Below are 17,635 nucleotides of genomic sequence, written 5' to 3' on the forward strand. Positions count from 1 at the left end.
CGACCGACAAAACAGCCCGAGGCCTGGCGGGCGAAGCGGGCAAGGTCCTGTTCTGTATTGGCAATCCGGTCATGCCGACCGGAGCTGAGCGAGAAGGTGTCGAGCCAATCCTTCGAAACGTCGACACCGATGAAATCCCGTGGCAAAGTCATAGCGGCCTGTCCTTGATCTGCGGGGTCGTCTGTTGGCGCAGCGCCCCAGGCAACTGTTCAGGTTTGAACGCGAAGACGCAGACGAGCCCCAAGCTACCGGACGGGCTCATGCACCCAAGGATGGAACGGGGTCTCGTCTGCAACCTCCATTGTCGCAGATCGCCAAGAGACAAGGATGGGCAATATGCCCATCTTTGGGGATGATGGGCACATTGCCCATCCTACCGCCAAAGTTGTCGCCCTTGAGACTGCCGATCACCCCAAGGCTGGGTGCAGCCATGATCGGGTTTCAGGTGTTGCGCTGTTGGCCGGAGCGGGCAAGGATCCCGGGCTTCAGTCTTTCCTCGGGGCCGTAATCCTCGGCGGGGTGGAAGAAGAGGCGGGGGGTGGTGGCGATGCTCTCCAGCCTGCGCCGATAGGCCGCGAGCTGCCGGGCGCGGGTGGCGTCATCCTCACGCGCCGGCATATAGGCGACATAGGGCGGCAGCACATCAAAGCCGGTATATTTCAAAAGCCCGTTATGAATCGGCCAGAACACGGTGAGGATGTCGCCATCGATGCCGTCGGGGGCATAGGTGTCCGCCGAGGTGCCCGTCGTGGTCGCCACCATGGCCAGTTTGCCCTTGAACATGCCGGTGTCGTATTTGCGGCCTGGAAGGTAGGCGTAACCGCGCGCGAAGACGCGGTCGGCCCAGCCTTTCAGGATCGCGGGCATGCCGAACCACCAGACCGGAAATTGCAGGATCAGCATGTCGGCCCGGGTGAGTTTGGCCTGTTCGGCGGCGATCTCTTTGGCGATCGTGCCGTGTTCCATTGCCAGGGTCTGCTCGCGCGCCAGACTGAAGCGGGAGGAGTCAAAAGGCGGGCCGGCAATATCGGCGGGACCCGCGACTGCGTTCCACCCCATCGCGTAGAGGTCGGATACTTCGACCGCATGGCCCTCCGCGGTGAGGGTCTGCACCGCAAGGTCCTTCATCGCCGCGTTGAAGGAAGTCGGCTCGGGGTGCGCATAGACGATCAGAATCTGCATGGCTCACCTCGGCGGGGACATCGCCAGCCTATCACAGATGCGGCCATTCGGGAAACCAGGGCGGCGGCGGGCACCACGAGGCGACGTGTCCGGTAGGATGGGCAATCTGCCCATCATCCTCAGAGATGGGCAAATTGCCCATCCTACCGCCCAACGTGTCGCCTTTGAGGTTGCGGGGGTGGGGCGGCGGGATTATCGGAACTGCATGAAAATACTCTTTCTTGGCGATGTGATGGGCAAGACCGGGCGGACCGGGATTGCGGAACGGCTGCCCGGGCTGCGCGCGGCCTGGGGGTTGGATTTTGTGGTCGTCAATGGCGAGAACGCCAGTGCGGGGGCGGGGCTGACGCCGGAGCATGCCAAGCTGATCCTGAACGCGGGCGCGGATTGCGTGACGCTGGGCGACCATGCTTTTGATCAGAAGGACATGATGTCCTTTATCGAGCAGGAGCCGCGGATCATCCGGCCCTTGAACTTCTCCAAGATCGCACCCGGGCGCGGGGCCAAGGTGTTCGAGGCGACTCAAGGGAGAAAGGTTCTGGTGACGCAGGCCCTGGGCCAGGTCTTCATGAAGCGGCCGTTTGATGACCCTTTCAGCGCCCTTGATGCGGTGTTGAAGACGCATCCGCTGGGCGGGATGGTGCAGGCGGTGGTGGTGGATATCCATGCCGAGGCGACCTCGGAAAAGATGGCGATGGGGCATTGGTGCGACGGGCAGGCGAGCCTTGTCGTGGGCACCCATACCCATGTGCCGACCGGGGACGCGATGATCCTGAACAAGGGCACGGCTTACCTGACCGATGCCGGGATGTGCGGCGATTATGACAGCGTGATCGGCATGGAGAAGCTGGAGCCCTTGCGGCGCTTCATCACCGGCATGTCCTCCAGCCGGTTCGAGCCGGCGAGTGGCGAGGCGACGCTGTCGGGGGTCTATGTCGAGACCGATGACAAGACCGGCAAGGCCGTCAAGGTTTCGATGATCCGGCAGGGCGGGCGTTTGCAGCAGGCCGCGCCATGAAGGACTGGCGGTCGCTGGCGGCCTTGCTGGTCCTTGGCATCGGCTGGGGATCGACCCAGCCTTTGGGCAAGATCGCGGCCTCGTCGGGCCATCCGCCCTTCGGGCTGATCTTCTGGCAGCTGGTGATCTGCGTGCTGGTGCTGGGCACTTTGACGCTGGCGCGCGGCAAGGGGCTGGTGCTGAACCGGCGGGCGCTGGTGTTTTATGTCGTGGTGGCGGTTCTGGGCACGCTGGTGCCCAACCTGACCTTCTACATCTCGGTTCACCGCTTGCCGGCGGGGATCATGTCGATCCTGATCTCTACCGTGCCCCTGATGGCCTTTCCGCTGTCGATGGCGCTGCGCACTGACCGGTTCGAGGTCAAGCGGCTGATCGGCCTGCTGCTCGGGCTGACCGGGGTTGCGATCATCGCGGCACCGGGGGTGAGCCTCGCGCCGGGGATGGCGGCTTATCTGCCGCTGGCGCTGATCGGGCCGCTGTTCTACGCGATGGAGGGCACCTTCGTGGCCCGCTATGGCATGGCGGGGATGGACCCTTTGCAGGCGATGTTCGGCGCCTCGCTCGCCGGGTTGATCCTGTGCGTGCCCTTGGTTCTGCTGACCGGCAGCTGGGTCAGCCCGATGCCGCCCTGGGGCCTGCCCGAGGTGGCGCTTCTGGGGTCTTCGGCGCTGCATGCGCTGCTTTACGCGGGCTATGTGGCGATTGCGGCGCGGTCGGGGGCGGTTTTTGCCAGCCAGACCTCCTATATCGTGACGGCGGCGGGGCTGTGCTGGGCGATGCTTCTGCTGGGAGAGCGGTTTTCGCCGCTGGTCTTCGTGGCGATGGTGGTGATGCTGACGGGAATGGCACTTGTGCGGCCAAGGCCCCGGGTTGTGGCCGCGCTCTGACGGTTTTGCCGGATATTCCTTGCCTCTGACCCTGCAAGCCCCCTAACTACGCGAAAAAGCAGAGGGTGATGCATGATCGGACTGGACCTGAGCCAATCCATGCAGGCGGTGATTGCCTTGGCGATCCTTGTCGCGATGCTGGTGATGTTCGTGCGCGAGACCTATCCGGTCGAGGTGGTGGCGGTGGGCGGCGCGGTGGTGATGCTGGTTCTGGGCATCCTGCCGATGAAATCGGTGCCGGATGTTCTGTCCAACAACGCGCCCTGGACGATTGCGGCGATGTTCATGATCGTGGGTGCCCTGGTGCGGACCGGTGCCCTTGAGGCGATCAGCCAGATGGCGGCGCGCAATGCCGCCACCCATCCGGGGCGGACGATGGTGGCCCTGGCGGCGGGAGTCACGCTGGTTTCGGCTTTCGTGAACAACACCCCTCTGGTCGTGGTCATGCTGCCGATCTTCATGCAGCTGGCCAAGCAGCTGAAGATGGCGCCCTCCAAGCTGATGATCCCCTTGAGCTATTTCACCATCCTGGGCGGGACGATGACGCTGGTCGGCACCTCGACCAACCTGGTGGTGGACGGGGTGGCGCGCAAGGCGGGGCTGGAACCCTTCGGGATTTTCGAGATCACGCCGCTGGGCATCGTGGTCGCGGTGACGGGCCTCATTTACATCGGGCTTCTCGGCCCGCGCCTGCTGCCGACGCGGGAGTCGATGTCGACCCTGCTGACCGACCGCAAGGGGATGCGGTTTTTCACCGAGATGGCGGTGCCCGAGGATTCCGCGCTGATCGGCAAGAAGCCGGGGGAGGTGGACCTTTTCACCCGGGGTGGCGTGCGGGTGATCGACGTGTTGCGCGGCGATGCGAGCTTGCGGCGCCAGATGGCGGATGTGGTGCTGGAGCCGGGCGACCGCGTGGTGCTGCGCTCGCCTATGGCCGAGGTTCTGGGCTTGCGCGACCACAAGGATCTGAAGGATGTGGACAAGCTCTCCTCGGTCCAGACTACGACGGTGGAGGTTCTGATCACCCCGGGCTGCCGGATGATCGGGCGGACCCTGGGCGAGATGCGGTTGCGGCGGCGTTATGGCGTCTATCCCTTGGCCGTGCACCGGCGCGACAAGAACCTGGGGATGAGCCTGGACGGGATCGAGGTGCAGATCGGGGATACGCTGCTCTTGGAAGGGGCGCAGGCCGATATCCAGCGGCTGGCGGTCGATATGGACATGGTCGATGTCACCCATCCGACAGAGCGGCCCTATCGCCGGGGCCATGCGCCTTTGGTGGTGGCGATCCTGCTGGCGGTGATCGGCTGTGCGGCGCTGCCGGGCGCGCCGCCGATCCAGTACCTGGCCTTCATCGGCGTGGGCATCGCGCTGTTGTCGCGGGCGATCGACAGCGACGAGGCGCTGGCCTCGGTCGATGGCCGGCTGATGGCGCTTCTGTTCGGCATGCTGGGCGTCGGCGCCGGGCTGGAGCATTCGGGGGCGGTCGAGCTGGTGGTGGGCTGGATTGCGCCCTGGCTGCAGGGGCAGTCGCCCTATCTGCTGGTCTTCATCGTCTATGCGCTGACCTCTTTCCTGACCGAGATCGTCTCGAACAACGCTGTGGCGGTGATCTGTACGCCGATCGTGATTGCGCTGGCCCATACGCTGGGCGTGGACCCGAGGCCCCTGGTCATGGTGGTGATGATCGGCGCCTCGGCATCCTTTGCCACGCCGATCGGGTATCAGACCAACACGCTGGTCTATGGCCCGGGCGGCTACAAGTTCAGCGACTTCTTCTGGTTCGGCGTGCCGCTCAACATTCTTTGCGCCGTGGTGACGACGATTGCGGTGCCGTTGCTTTATGGGTTGTGAGGGGAGCGCGGGTTGAGAGGGCCGGGGGACTTCGCGTCCCCCGGACCCCCTGCGGGATATTTGAGGACCAATGAAGGGGAAAGAGCTGGGACGCGGTTTCCGATTGACCGAGGCACCTGCCCGGGGCGACCTGTGCAGACGGGCACCGGGCGCACACCACTCCGAGGATTTTCCATGAATTGGATTAGATTTTTGCTGATCAGCGGCTCTGCAATCACCGTCGCGCAAGCGGCCTTCGCCGAAGTCTTGCCTATCCCCGCCCCGACAAAAACGTGCTATGAGACGAAAGACGCTGCGGGCATGGCGGTTACCAAATGTGAAACGGTTGGAATATTGGGCTACGATGAACAGTTCTGCCGTCCCCTGCCGGGATTTGACGAGAATTACGTCGTTGCCGAATGGGTCGGATCAACGTGGTGGCTGATTGATTGCAGCGATGGCCGCACCGTGGATATCCTGATCAGTGACATGGGCAACGGACTCGACTTGAAGCGCCAGATGCTGGCCTATCGCGCGCAGTTGCTGGATGCGGGTGCGAAGCCGACAATCTCCGAGATTACGGAGCACATGGTTTCGATAGGTAGCAAATTCGAGTTCCGCGCAGAAATCCTGAGTCCGGAAGAAACGAAGCGTTTCTGTTCCTACGCGGTCGTGCGGGAAGAGCCGTGTCTTTCGGAGGCAGACCCAGAAGGAGATTGACCACCGGGCCGTACCCCTCCCCCCACCCAAAACCCCCGCCGGGCTTGCGGTTGGGGCGGGCACTGGTGTAGAGGACGCCAGCACCAAAGGGTCAAGGATTACGGGTCATGTCAGGGCATTCCAAATGGTCGACCATCAAGCACAAAAAGGGCAGGACTGACGCGATCCGCTCGAAAGCCTTCTCGAAGCTGAGCAAGGAAATCACGGTTGCGGCCAAGATGGGCATGCCCGACCCGGACATGAACCCGCGTCTGCGTCTGGCGGTCAAGGCGGCCAAGGCGGTGTCGATGCCCAAGGACGTGATCGACCGCGCCATCAAGAAATCGCAGATGGGCGATGCGGCGGATTACACCGAAATCCGCTATGAGGGCTATGGGGTTAACGGCATCGCGATCATCGTCGAGGCCCTGACCGACAACATGAACCGCACCGCCTCGAACGTGCGGAGCTACTTCACCAAATGCGGTGGCAACCTTGGCCAGACCGGCTCGGTCAGCCACAGCTTTGACCGGGTGGGCGAGATTTCGTATCCCGCCAGCGCCGGTTCGGCCGATGACGTGCTGATGGCGGCGCTGGATGCCGGGGCCGATGACGTGGAATCGGATGAAGAGGGCCACTGGATCTATTGCAAGATGGAAGACCTGTCCTCCGTCTCGGACGCCTTGGAAAAGGCCTTGGGCGAATCGACCGAATCCAAGCTGATCTGGAAGGCGCAGACCCTGACTGAGGTCGATCTGGAGACCGCGCAAAAGCTGATGCGGCTGGTCGACATGCTGGAAGAGGATGACGACGTCCAATCGGTCACCCACAACTTCGACATCCCCGAGGATGTGGCCGCCCTGCTCTGAGCCGTCAGGCCGCTCTGTCACCGCTTTGTCATGCACTTGCGGCATACTTGTTCAATTGCGCCATGAGGCCGGGCCCTTGCCCGGCCTTTTGGCCCTCTGACTGCGCGAGGCGCCAAGATGCTGACAGATGACCGGGTGGATTTTGCCGAGTTCTTCGACACGTCGGAGGCGCCGGACTCCGCGGGGCCGATGTTCACCTATTCGACGCCCGAGATGTCCTGGCCGCGCCGGACGCTGATCCGTGCGGTGGAACGGCTGAGTGGGCGGGCCGGGTTCGAGCGGCTGTACCGCGACTGGCAGAAGAAGCCGCGCGATCCGGCGGCCTCGGTCTTCACCCAGGCGATCACTGCGCTGGGCCTGCAGGGCGATGTGACGGCGGAGGATCTGGCGAAAATCCCGGCGGAGGGGCCCCTGCTGGTCGTCTCGAACCATCCGTTCGGCATCGTGGACGGGCTGTTCATCGGCCATCTGATCGCCACGGTGCGCCAGGATGTGAAGCTGATCTGCCACTCGCTTCTCTGCCAGCCGCGCGAGGCGCAGGATATCCTGTTGCCGATCGACTTTGGCCCCGGCCCCGAGGCGCGCCGTGTCTCGGCCGAGACGCGGCGGCGGGCAGTGGAGTGGCTCGATCAGGGCCATGTGCTGATCATCTTCCCGGCGGGCGGGGTTGCGACCGCGGTCACGCCCTTTGCGGCGACGGCGGGCGACTTCGCCTGGCACCCCTTTGTGGCAAGATTGGCGCGGCGGACGGGGGTCAGGACGCTGGCGCTTTACGTCGCGGGGCGCAACTCGCGCCTGTTCCAGGTGGTGAGCCATCTGTCCTATCCGCTACGGGTCGCGCTGATCTTTTTCGAGACCCGGCGGCGGCTGCACAGACCGGTGACGGTGCGGGTGGCAGAGCCGGTGGAATGCGCCGAAATGGGCAAGGGCGATGTGGTGGCCTGGCTGCGGGCGCGGTGCTTTGCCATGGCCGAACCGGGCGGACCGCGGGCCGAGGACGTCTTTGTCTTTCCGCCGCAGATCACCTTCTGATTGAACAGGGATTGAGCCGCGTCGATTTGCCCTCTACTCAGGGAGCTGACTGGGGAGAGTGTGAATGTTTGACGCGGTAATACATGGATTTTTCACTTCGCTGAGCCTGATCCTGGCGATCGGGGCACAGAATGCCTTCGTGTTGCGGCAGGGGATCCGGCGCGAACACGTCGCTGCGGTTGTGGCGATGTGCGGCCTGTCGGATGCCTTGCTGATCGCCGCCGGGGTGGCGGGCTTTGGCGCGGTGACGGCGGTTCTGCCGTCCATCGTGCCGTTGATGCGCTGGTTCGGGGCGGCGTTCCTTGTGTGGTACGGGGCGCAGCGCTTCGTCGCCGCGCGCAAGGGGGGGGCGGCGCTGATGCCGGCGCAGGATGCCCCCGCGCCGCTGCTTCAGGTGCTGACGACCTGCGCCTTGCTGACCTGGGCCAACCCGCATGTCTATCTGGACACGATGGTGCTGCTCGGGTCGATCTCGACCCATTATGTCCCCAATGAGGCGGCCTTCGGGATGGCGGCGGTGCTGGCCTCGGTAAGTTTCTTTGCGGCCCTGGGCTTTGGCGCCCGGCTGCTGGCCCCGCTTTTCGCAGCCCCCCGGGCCTGGGTGCTGCTGGAGATCGCTGTTGGCCTGACCATGTGGGCCATCGCCCTGACGCTGGCGCTCGGCTGAAGGGGCGCAAGCCTCCGGCTTGGATATTTCCGAACAGATGAAGGCGCTTGTCCTGCTTTCCCTTGCCCTCTGCCGCAATACTCTCGGGGGGTGAGGGGGGCAGACAGCCCCCCTGCGCCGCAGGGCCCGGGGCGTGCCGGGTGGCGGCGTTGCGCGGGGCCGGGGGGCAGCGCGCGCAGGGGTTACCGGGAATTCAGGACCTTTCCCTAGCTTCGCGGGTCAAAGCGATCCCCGCGGAGGTTTTCATGACGAACAAAACGGCCCTGCAGCTCTTGCCCCTGATCCAGCCCTCGCAGGCGCAAAAGCATGTGACGGTGAATGCGGCCATGACGGTGCTGGACGTTCTGGTCCAGACCACCGCCATCAGCCGCTTGCTGACCGCGCCGCCGGTCGGCGCGGTGGCGGGGGACAGCTATATCGTGGCCAGCGGCGCCACCGGCGACTGGCTCGGGCAGGAGGAGGCGGTCGCCGTCTATACCGGCACCTTCTGGGATTTCTACCTGCCCAAGACCGGCTGGCGCGTCTGGCTCGAAGGCGAGGAGACCGAGGCGGTCTATGACGGCGGCAGCTGGACCACCTCGGCGGACCGGCCGATCCGGGTGGCCGCACTTGGCATTTCGGCCACGGCGGATGACGTGAACCGGCTGACCGTCTCGGCGGCGGCGACCTTGCTGACCAATGCCGGCGCGGGGCATCAGCTGAAGATCAACAAGGCCCATACCGGCGACACGGCGAGCCTGCTGTTTCAGAACAATTTCTCCGGCCGGGCCGAGATGGGCAATGTCGGCAATGACAATTTCGTGCTGAAGGTCAGCCCGGATGGCACGACCTTCCTGACCGGCCTGACGATCGAGGCGGCGACGGGCCGGGTCATCGCCTCGCATGGGGTCAACATCCTGCCGGGCTCGGCGGACCCGGCCAGCCCGCAGGACGGCGACATCTGGTACAACTCCACCTCGGGGCGGCTGCGGGCCCGGCAGGGCGGCGTCTCGCTGGATCTGTGCCATGTCGCCTCGGCGCAGATCTCGGACAGCACGGCGGCGGGGCGCACCTTGCTGACGGCGGCGGATGCCGCGGCGCAGCGCACGGCGTTGGGGGTGGAGGCGGCCGCCAACAAGGGCGCCGCAAATGGCTATGCCGGGCTGGACGCCAGCGGCAAGGTGCCGGCGGGGCAGTTGCCCTCTTACGTCGATGACGTGCTGGAGTTTGCCAACCTCGCCGGCCTGCCCGGCACGGGGGAGACCGGCAAGATCTATGTCACGCTCGACACCAACAAGACCTGGCGCTGGTCCGGCTCGGCCTATCTCGAGATTTCGAACACCGCGCCGGCCTGGGCCGATGTGACCGGGCGGCCGACCAGCCTGTCCGGCTATGGCATCACCGATGCGGTGGATCTGGCCGGCAGCCAGACGATCAGCGGCGCCAAGACCTTCACCGGTTCGGTCAGCTTCACCGGGCCGCATGTCATCGTCGATTCCGGCCTGACCCTGCAGGACGATGGGGATGCAACCAAGCGGGCGAATTTCCAGCTTTCGGGGCTGAGCACGGGGGCGACGCGGAGTTTTGGCCTGCCGGATGCCTCGGGCAGTGTGGTGATTGACGCGACGCCGGTCACCACGATCGGCAATGTCACCAGCAGCCCGGTCACGGTCAATCTGGCCGCCGGCGCTGTGACCTCGGGCCTGACCAAGGCGATCAACATCGGCACGGCGGGTCTGGCGGGGTCGACGACCAACATCGCGCTCGGCTCCGGCGTCAGCGGGGCGCTGGGCGCGCTGACCATCGCCAGCCCGACGGTCAGCTTTGCCAGCTCGGTCACCTCGATCACCATGCCGGATGCGGCGCTGACCCTGCAATCGGCGGCGGATGCGAGCAAGCAGGTCAAGTTCGACCTGTCGGCCCTGAGCAGCGGTACCACGCGCAGCCTGGCCCTGCCCAATGCAAGCGGCACGCTGGCGCTCAACACCGGATTTGGCGCGCTTGTCGCAGGGCTTGTTCCGGCGAGCGGCGGCGGTTCGACCAATTTCCTGCGCGCCGATGGCACCTGGGCCGCCCCTCCGGGGGGGAGCGCGAGTTCGGCCTATTCCCTGCTGACCGGGGTGCCCGCGGCGATCGACGCGCTGGATGCGCTGTCGCCCTCGGCCGACACGATCGCCTATTTCACCGCCTCTGCCTCGGCGGCCTTGTCGACCCTGACCAGCTATGGCCGCAGCCTGATGGACGATGCCGATGCCAATACGGCGCGCACCACGCTGGAGCGGCAGGATTTCGCGACAAGGGCGGCGTTTGTCACCTGGGCCACCGGGCGGACGCCGACGGTGGGGCTGGTGATGCGCGCGGACGGGCGGGCCTATCGCTACATCGGCAGCGGCACGGCGATTTCAGATCTGCCGGGCTGGGTGCCTTTCGGGATCGCCACGGCGCTGCATTGGGGGGCCGACATCACCGGCGCCACCTCGGCCATCACGGCGGTGGGGGCGATGATCGACTTTGTCAACAGCATCGGTGGCGGCGTCGCCCTGATGCCGGCGGGCACCTATCTGTGGGCGGGGTCGCTGGTGCGCCAGGGCCTGAACAAGGTCTGCCTTGAGGGCGAGGGCAATGTCACCAAGATCCTGCGCTCGGGCAACCGGACGGCGCCGATCTTCCGGTTCTGGGGCGGCGCCAACAACCGGATCCGCAAGCTCTTCATCGAATGCGCGGGCTATTCGGGGCGCGGCATCCATCTGCAGGACCAATATTCCGGCATCGAGGATTGCGAGTGCAACAACTGCCCCGACCGGCCCTTTGGCCTGCAGGGCGGCGGCAATGCGACCTATGGTCTGGACAGCGGGGGGCGCACCTCGGACGATTCCGGCTTCACCGGCGCCACGATCTTCCCGATCGGCTGTTATATCGAGAATTGCCGCACCAACCGGTCGGGCAACACCGCCTTCAGCCAGAAGCAGATGCCGCATTCGCGGATTCAGCGCTGTACGGCGCAGAACAGCTATTCGGAAGGCATCACGGTCGACCGCTGCGATTATTCGGTGGTGATGAGCAACACGCTTCTCAATATCTCGCTGATCGACACCAACCAATTCCCCGACCTCGACGCCGGCACCGGCTTTCTGTCGGCGGGCGGCGGCGGGGTGGGCGGCATCGGGATCGACGGGTCCAATGCGGCGCGGGTGGTCAAGAACACGATCATCGGTGTGCAGTCGAACACCGCCACACGCAACAACCGGTCGCGGGCGGCGATCAATTTCGTCAACAACATCCAGGCCGCGAGCGGTTGCCAGATCGAGGGCAACTATATCGCCGATGCCAAGGCCGGCGTCTGGCTGAAGGGCACCGGGTCGGGGGCGGCGGGCGGCAACTTCCGCCATGTGATCGACGCCAATGTCTTCGAGAACATGGGGACGGCGGCGGGCTCTGGCATAGCACAGTACGGCGCGGTCTGGATTGATGCGGGCTGTACCGACAACGTGGTGGCCCACAACACCCAGATCGGCGGCACGCCCCTGATCACCGGCGGGGCCGGCAACACGGTGATGGGGGTCGATCTGACCTCGGATCAAAGCGTGGCCGGGATCAAGAGCTTTGCCGCCCCGGTCCAGCTGGCGGTTCAGTCGTCGGATCCGGCGGTGGCGGCGGCCGGCAACCTGCGGCTTTATTCCAAGAAGGTGGCGGAGGCCGCCATTCCCGCCTTCCGGGGGCCGAACGGGCTGGCGCGGGCGGTGCAATCGGCGCTGTGGGACACGCAGGTCCATACGATGACCCCGGCTTTCAGCACGGCGACGCTCGCCTATGTCGGGTCGGGTGGTTTCGCGAGCTACGGGACGGTCGCCGCTGCCTCCTTTGCGGTGACCAACCACTTCACGCGGTCGCGGCGCAACGTGGTCGTGTCGGCCACGACGGCGGGGTCGATGGCCGGGTATCGTGGCTATGCCGTCCTTGCCACATCCGACGGGGCGGGGCTGGGCGGTTTCCTGTTCAATACCCGGTTCGGGATTGCAGACGCGGCCACCGTCTCGGGCGCGCAGATGTTCGTGGGGCTGAGCACCTCCGGCATCATGTCGCCTGCGACCGAGCCCTCGACCCTGACAAGTTCGGTTGGCGTGGGTCACGGCGCGGCGGATACGAACCTGAAGATCTACTATGGCGGCTCGACGGCGCAGACGCCCATCGACCTGGGCGCGAACTTCCCGGTCAACACGCTGTCGACCGACAGCTATGCCCTGACCCTGCATGCGCCCTCCGATGCCTCCGGGACCGTCCATTATCAGGTGGAGCGGCTGAACACCGGGCATGTGGCGACCGGGACCTTGTCGGGCAGCGCCGCGGTCCTGCCGAACTCCACCTCCATCCTGGTGCCGCAGCTCTGGCGCGGCAACAACGCGACGGCGCTGGCGGTGACCTTCGCCTTCATGCAGCTTTATATTGAAACGGGCAAATGACATGCAGATCGTGATGATACCCGAAGCCGGATCGGCGCCGACCCTCGTCCGCGTCGAGGGCGGGACGCTGACACGCAATGGCGCCGCATTCGACCTTGCCAACCTGCCGGATCAAGGCCCTGTGCATGCGGTCGAGGGCACGGCCTTTGTCGCCTATGGCAAGGATGGCGCCCTGGCCGCGACCCAGATCGGCGACGCCCATGATCTGCGCATCATCCCGGTGCCCGAAGACCAGAAGCTGAAGGAGGATCCCGCGCCCGACACCGCCAGCCCCGCGCCGGACGGGCAGGATCAGGCGGGCGAGCGTCAGGCGATGAGCTGCGCGCGCTGGCAGCTGATCCTGGCCCTTGGACCGGAGGCCTGGCAAAGCGTGCAGGATTTCTGCGCCGGCCCGCTGGGCACCTGGGCCATGCAGCAGTCGGTCGCAGGCTTTGACACGATCGGCCGGCTTTCGGAACTGACCGATCTTCTGTCTTACGCGGCCGACCTTGATGCGGTGGCGATGGATGGGCTTTTCCGCGAGGCGATGGCGCTGAAACTTTAAGCCGCCCCCCAATCTGGTACAAATCCTCGTGCAAAGGGTGGTCAGTGACCGCCCTTTTCGCATTTGACAGCCCGGCTCCTGCTTCCTAGACAGACTCCAAGGCAAGCACGACTGCTGTGACCTCAAGCGGATGGTACCATGAAGATTGCGATGATCGGGACGGGCTATGTGGGCCTCGTCTCTGGCGTGTGTTTCTCGGACTTCGGCCACGAGGTCGTGTGCGTGGACAAGAATCCCGAAAAGATCGCGCTGCTGCAGGCCGGCGAAGTGCCGATCTTCGAGCCGGGTCTTGAGGCGCTGATGGCCAAGAACGTGGCGGCGGGGCGGCTGTCCTTCACGCTGGATCTGGCCGAGGCGGTGGCGGGGGCCGATGCCGTCTTCATCGCAGTCGGCACGCCGACCCGGCGCGGCGATGGCCATGCCGACCTGACCTATGTGATGGCCGCCGCCGCCGAGATCGGCGCGGCCCTGACCGGCTATACCGTGGTCGTCACCAAATCCACCGTGCCGGTCGGCACCAACCGTCAGGTGGCCAAGGCCGTGCGGCAGGCCAACCCGGCGGCAGAGTTCGATGTCGCCTCAAACCCGGAATTCCTGCGCGAGGGGGCTGCGATCGACGATTTCATGCGGCCCGACCGCGTGGTCGTGGGCGTGGAGGCGGGCAAGGCGCGCAAGGTGATGTCGGACGTCTACCGCCCCTTGTTCCTGCGCGAGTTCCCGGTGGTCTTCACCGGGCTGGAAAGTGCGGAGATGATCAAATACGCGGCGAATGCCTTCCTCGCCACCAAGATCACCTTCATCAACGAGATCGCGAGCCTGTGCGAACGGGTCGGCGCCGATATCAAGGATGTCGCCAAGGGCATGGGGCTCGACGGGCGGATCGGCAACAAGTTCCTGCACGCGGGGCCGGGCTATGGCGGCAGCTGCTTCCCCAAGGACACCATGGCGCTGGCGCGGATCGGGCAGGACCATTCGATGCCGATGCAGATCACCGAGACGGTGATCAAGGTCAATGAAGAGATCAAGCGCCGGATGCTCGACAAGATCATCGACCTTTGCGACGGCGTGGTGAATGGCAAGACGGTCGCCGTCCTCGGCGTGACCTTCAAGCCCAACACCGACGACATGCGCGAGGCGCCGAGCCTGACCATCGTCCCCGCGCTTGTGGGGGCAGGTGCCAAGGTCCGCGTCTCGGACCCGCAGGGCAAGCGCGAGGGCGAGGCCCTGCTGCCCGGCGTGCGCTGGGTGGACAATGCCTATCAGGCGACCCAGGGCGCCGATGTGGTGGTGATCCTGACCGAGTGGAACGAGTTCCGCGCGCTCGACCTGGAAAAGATCGCGCGCAAGATGGCCACGCCCCGCATGGCCGATCTGCGCAACATCTATGCCGCGGCCGAAGTGCTGGAGGCAGGGTTCGAGAAATATGTCGGGGTGGGGCGTTCCGCCTGACGGCGTTTAGCCTGGCAGTGCCCGGCCTGGCAGTGTCCGGCCTGGCGGTGCCGGGCCGGACGGCATTCTGCAGCGCGCCGCCTAGCGGTCCAGCGCGTCGAAGACATAGCGCTGCAGGCCGATCAGCCCCAGCATGAAGGTGATGGCCGAGATCAGGAAGACATAGCCGGGCACCACATAAGAGGCGTCATAGCCCGGGTAGAAGGCATGGCGCATCTCGCCCACCACCTGGGCGATCGGGTTCCATTTCAGGTATTTGAACAGGTATTCCGGCAGGTCGTTGATCAGGAACATCACCCCCGAGGCGATGAACAGGGGCCGGTTGAGGATGCCCCACAGGTTTTCATAGGTCGGCGAGGCGAGGAACAGCACCGAGTTCAGCGTGCCGACGCCCAAGCCCAGTGCCGCAGCCATGGCCAGGCTCAGCGCGACGCCGCCGGGGTCGGGGGTCAGCCGCAAGCCGTAGTAAAGAATCATCGCCACCACGAGCAGGATGAAGACCACCACATTAGTGAAGGTGTTGAGCAGGAAGCGCGCGATCAGCGCATCGAGCACCGTGACCGAGGGAAACCCCAGCAGCGGGCGCGAGAACCGGGCCGAGCTTGCCACCTTGCCGACGATCTGGCTGTAAAGCTGAAACGGCAGCACGCCGGTGACGTAATAGAGCGGAAAGTTGGTGCCGAGCCGCGGGGTCCGGCTGATGATGCCGAAGGCGATGGACAAAAGTGCCACCGTGGCGATCGGGTCGATCAGCTGCCACAAGAACCCCAGCGAGGTGCGGGTTTCGCGCGAACCCGTCTCGCGCAGGATCAGGGCCGCCACCACGCGCAGGGTGCGAAACCGGCGGGTGCGCGGCTCTTGCGGTGGGCGATCCAGCGCCGATTGGTCCAAATTCGTCGTCATTTGCTGCATTTTGGCTGCTTTTTCCGAATCCGCCCGACCATGGAGCCCTGGATCCACAGTCGGCGCTTGTGGCATATCGCCGATTTGCGGTAACATTACCTGTAACAGGTGGCCGGCGCAAACCCTTGCGCAAATATGGAAGAAAGCCCGTGACCCCCCCTTCAGCAAAGCCTGAGAGCGATCTGCCCAAAGATTCGGCATCCGAAGACCTGGTGCCTTCCTCTGCCGCCGCCCGCGACTCCGCTGGCCCCGGCGCAGCGCAGCCGCCCGCACTTCCCCCCGCCTCCGCAGAGGCCTCCGGCCTGTCGGAAGCGGCGGATGCCCGCGACGCCGAAGCCTTTGACGCCGAGTCCGACCATCTTGAGGCCGAGCATTTCGAGCCCGATGCCACGGAAGAGACCGGAGCCGAGGAGATTGGCGCCGGTGTCACCCGTCTGCGGCCCGGCGGCGGGCGCAAGGGACCCGGCCTCGGTCCGCGCGGTGGTCCGCGGCGCGGTCCGGCGCAGGGTGATGCGGAAGGCGAAGAGCTGATCGGCCTGCGGGCACGGGTGCGCGGCCTGGCAACCGGCGGCGCGCCTGGTGGCGCAGGTGGCGGCGGAATGGGCGGTGGTATGGGTGGCGGCGGCGGCATGGGCGGTGGACGCCCCGGCATGTTGCCGCGCAATCGCAGGGCCGCTGCCGCAAACCGGCTGGCACAGGAACATGCGGCCGAGCTGGGCGATGCCGAGGATTTTACCGACAAGACCGACGCCGCCCCGGCAGAGACGGGCACCGCGGCGCAGGCCGCCCCTGCCGCCACGTCGGGCGAGTTGACGGCTGCGGCGGCATCGCATGTCGCGGCACCCCAGCGGACCGCCGTGGCGCTTGATGACGAGGATGACGAGGACGACATGCCGGTTCCGGCGCGTCGTCCGGCGGGCAAGCCTCCGGGACGCCCGGGCCGGCAGCCGCGGGAGGCCGTGCGCTCCACCTATGTCGTCGCACCTGCCGTGCAGGGGGCCAAGATGCAGGCCCGGCACTGGGGCCTTGTGATCCTGTTCGCGCTGCTGGTCATCCTGCCGACCACCGTTTACGCTTGGTATCTTTATGCCCGTGCTGCCGACCAATACGAAAGCGACATCGGCTTTGGCAGCCGGACCGAAAGCGCGCCCTCGACCTTTGATTTCCTCGGCGCCCTCGGCGGGGTCGGGGCCTCCTCGTCCTCGGACATGGATATCCTCAACCAGTTCATCGTCAGCCAGGAACTGGTGTCACGCGTCGATGCCAAGCTGGACCTGCGCAAGATCTTCTCCAAGCCGAAGAACGACCCGCTGTTTTCCTTCCCGCCGAATGGCAAGATCGAGGATCTGGTGGAATACTGGAAGAGCATGGTCGTCCCGAGCTTTGACGGTTCGACCGGGCTGATGAACATCCAGGTCTTCGCCTTCGACCCGCAGGACGCGCAGAACATCGCGCGCGAAGTGCTGGGCGAGTCGACCTCGATCATCAACGAATTGTCCAAGACCGCGCAGGACGATTCGACCCGCTACAGCAAAGAGGCGCTGACCAAGGCGCAGCAGCAGATGGCGGATGCGCAGCGCAAGCTGACCGAGTTCCGGATCAAGAACCACATCGTCGATCCCTCGACCCAGCTCGCCGGGGCGACGCAGGTCATCACCTCGCTCGTTCAGCAACTGGGCGCGGCCGAGATTGACCTCGACATGCTTCTGGGCACGGTGCCGAACTCCGACCCGCGGATTGGCCAGCTGAACCGCCGGATCGAGGTGATCCAGAACCGGATCAGCGAAGAAACCTCGAAAGTGGGCGGCCTGTCGGACCCGAACTCGGCGGGCTATGCGCAACTGGTCGCGGACTTCCAGAACCTGCAGATGGAGCAGGATTTCGCCTCCAAGGCCTATCTGCAGGCGCTGGGTGCCTATGACCAGGCGGTCAACGATGCGCAGCACAACACGCGCTATCTTGCGACCTATCTGGAGCCGACCCTGGCCGAATCCTCGACCGCGCCGAACCGCCCCTTGCGGATCTTCCTGATGGCGCTGTCCGGCTTCCTGCTGTGGGCCACGCTGGCCATGATCTACTACGCCCTGCGTGATCGTCGCTGAAGGCAGGCGCA

General features: G+C 65.4%; 13 protein-coding genes. 11 read left to right on the plus strand and 2 right to left on the minus strand.

Annotated elements, in window-relative coordinates; genetic code table 11:
• Window positions 1-441: 441 nt before the first annotated feature.
• A complete protein-coding gene (locus AC1DVR_RS22200; RefSeq protein WP_478002805.1) occupies window positions 442-1,182 on the minus strand; it encodes an NAD(P)H-dependent oxidoreductase in 741 nt (246 codons plus the stop codon).
• A 205-nt stretch (window positions 1,183-1,387) separates the two neighbouring features.
• Between AC1DVR_RS22200 and AC1DVR_RS22205 the strand changes: the two genes are divergently transcribed.
• From AC1DVR_RS22205 to AC1DVR_RS22250, 10 genes are all read left to right on the plus strand, one after another.
• Window positions 1,388-2,200: a TIGR00282 family metallophosphoesterase gene (locus AC1DVR_RS22205; protein WP_478002806.1), complete on the plus strand. Its 813-nt coding sequence runs from the start codon at window positions 1,388-1,390 to the stop codon at window positions 2,198-2,200.
• Window positions 2,197-3,087 carry a DMT family transporter gene (locus tag AC1DVR_RS22210; protein ID WP_478002807.1) on the plus strand — a complete coding sequence of 297 codons (891 nt, stop codon included), beginning with the start codon at window positions 2,197-2,199 and terminating at the stop codon, window positions 3,085-3,087. The genes AC1DVR_RS22205 and AC1DVR_RS22210 overlap by 4 nt, the downstream gene beginning before the upstream one ends.
• A gap of 72 nt (window positions 3,088-3,159) precedes the next feature.
• On the plus strand, window positions 3,160-4,941 hold the full coding sequence (locus tag AC1DVR_RS22215) for an SLC13 family permease (protein WP_478002808.1): 1,782 nt from the start codon (window positions 3,160-3,162) through the stop codon (window positions 4,939-4,941).
• 174 nt (window positions 4,942-5,115) lie between these two features.
• Complete coding sequence (locus AC1DVR_RS22220) at window positions 5,116-5,640, plus strand: hypothetical protein (RefSeq protein WP_478002809.1); 525 nt, start codon at window positions 5,116-5,118, stop codon at window positions 5,638-5,640.
• A gap of 107 nt (window positions 5,641-5,747) precedes the next feature.
• Complete coding sequence (locus AC1DVR_RS22225) at window positions 5,748-6,488, plus strand: YebC/PmpR family DNA-binding transcriptional regulator (protein ID WP_478002810.1); 741 nt, start codon at window positions 5,748-5,750, stop codon at window positions 6,486-6,488.
• Between the two features lie 117 nt (window positions 6,489-6,605).
• Complete coding sequence (locus tag AC1DVR_RS22230) at window positions 6,606-7,520, plus strand: 1-acyl-sn-glycerol-3-phosphate acyltransferase (RefSeq protein WP_478002811.1); 915 nt, start codon at window positions 6,606-6,608, stop codon at window positions 7,518-7,520.
• Between the two features lie 64 nt (window positions 7,521-7,584).
• Window positions 7,585-8,187: a LysE/ArgO family amino acid transporter gene (locus AC1DVR_RS22235; RefSeq protein WP_478002812.1), complete on the plus strand. Its 603-nt coding sequence runs from the start codon at window positions 7,585-7,587 to the stop codon at window positions 8,185-8,187.
• Between the two features lie 245 nt (window positions 8,188-8,432).
• Window positions 8,433-12,626 (plus strand): DUF2793 domain-containing protein, encoded by a 4,194-nt coding sequence (locus tag AC1DVR_RS22240; RefSeq protein WP_478002813.1) that lies wholly within the window; start codon window positions 8,433-8,435, stop codon window positions 12,624-12,626.
• Between the two features lies 1 nt (window position 12,627).
• Window positions 12,628-13,170, plus strand: a complete 543-nt coding sequence (locus AC1DVR_RS22245; protein ID WP_478002814.1) for a hypothetical protein — start codon at window positions 12,628-12,630, stop codon at window positions 13,168-13,170.
• Window positions 13,171-13,308: 138 nt separating this feature from the next.
• A complete protein-coding gene (locus tag AC1DVR_RS22250; RefSeq protein WP_478002815.1) occupies window positions 13,309-14,619 on the plus strand; it encodes a UDP-glucose dehydrogenase family protein in 1,311 nt (436 codons plus the stop codon).
• Between the two features lie 81 nt (window positions 14,620-14,700).
• On the opposite strand, the gene AC1DVR_RS22255 is transcribed toward AC1DVR_RS22250, so the two are convergent.
• Complete coding sequence (locus AC1DVR_RS22255; protein ID WP_478002816.1) at window positions 14,701-15,522, minus strand: ABC transporter permease; 822 nt, start codon at window positions 15,520-15,522, stop codon at window positions 14,701-14,703.
• Window positions 15,523-15,734: 212 nt separating this feature from the next.
• On the opposite strand from AC1DVR_RS22255, the gene AC1DVR_RS22260 reads away from it, so the two are divergent.
• On the plus strand, window positions 15,735-17,624 hold the full coding sequence (locus AC1DVR_RS22260; RefSeq protein ID WP_478002817.1) for a KpsE/RkpR family capsule polysaccharide export protein: 1,890 nt from the start codon (window positions 15,735-15,737) through the stop codon (window positions 17,622-17,624).
• The last annotated feature ends 11 nt before the right edge of the window (window positions 17,625-17,635 follow it).

Source organism: Rhodobacter sp. P2_H5, assembly GCF_056403335.1.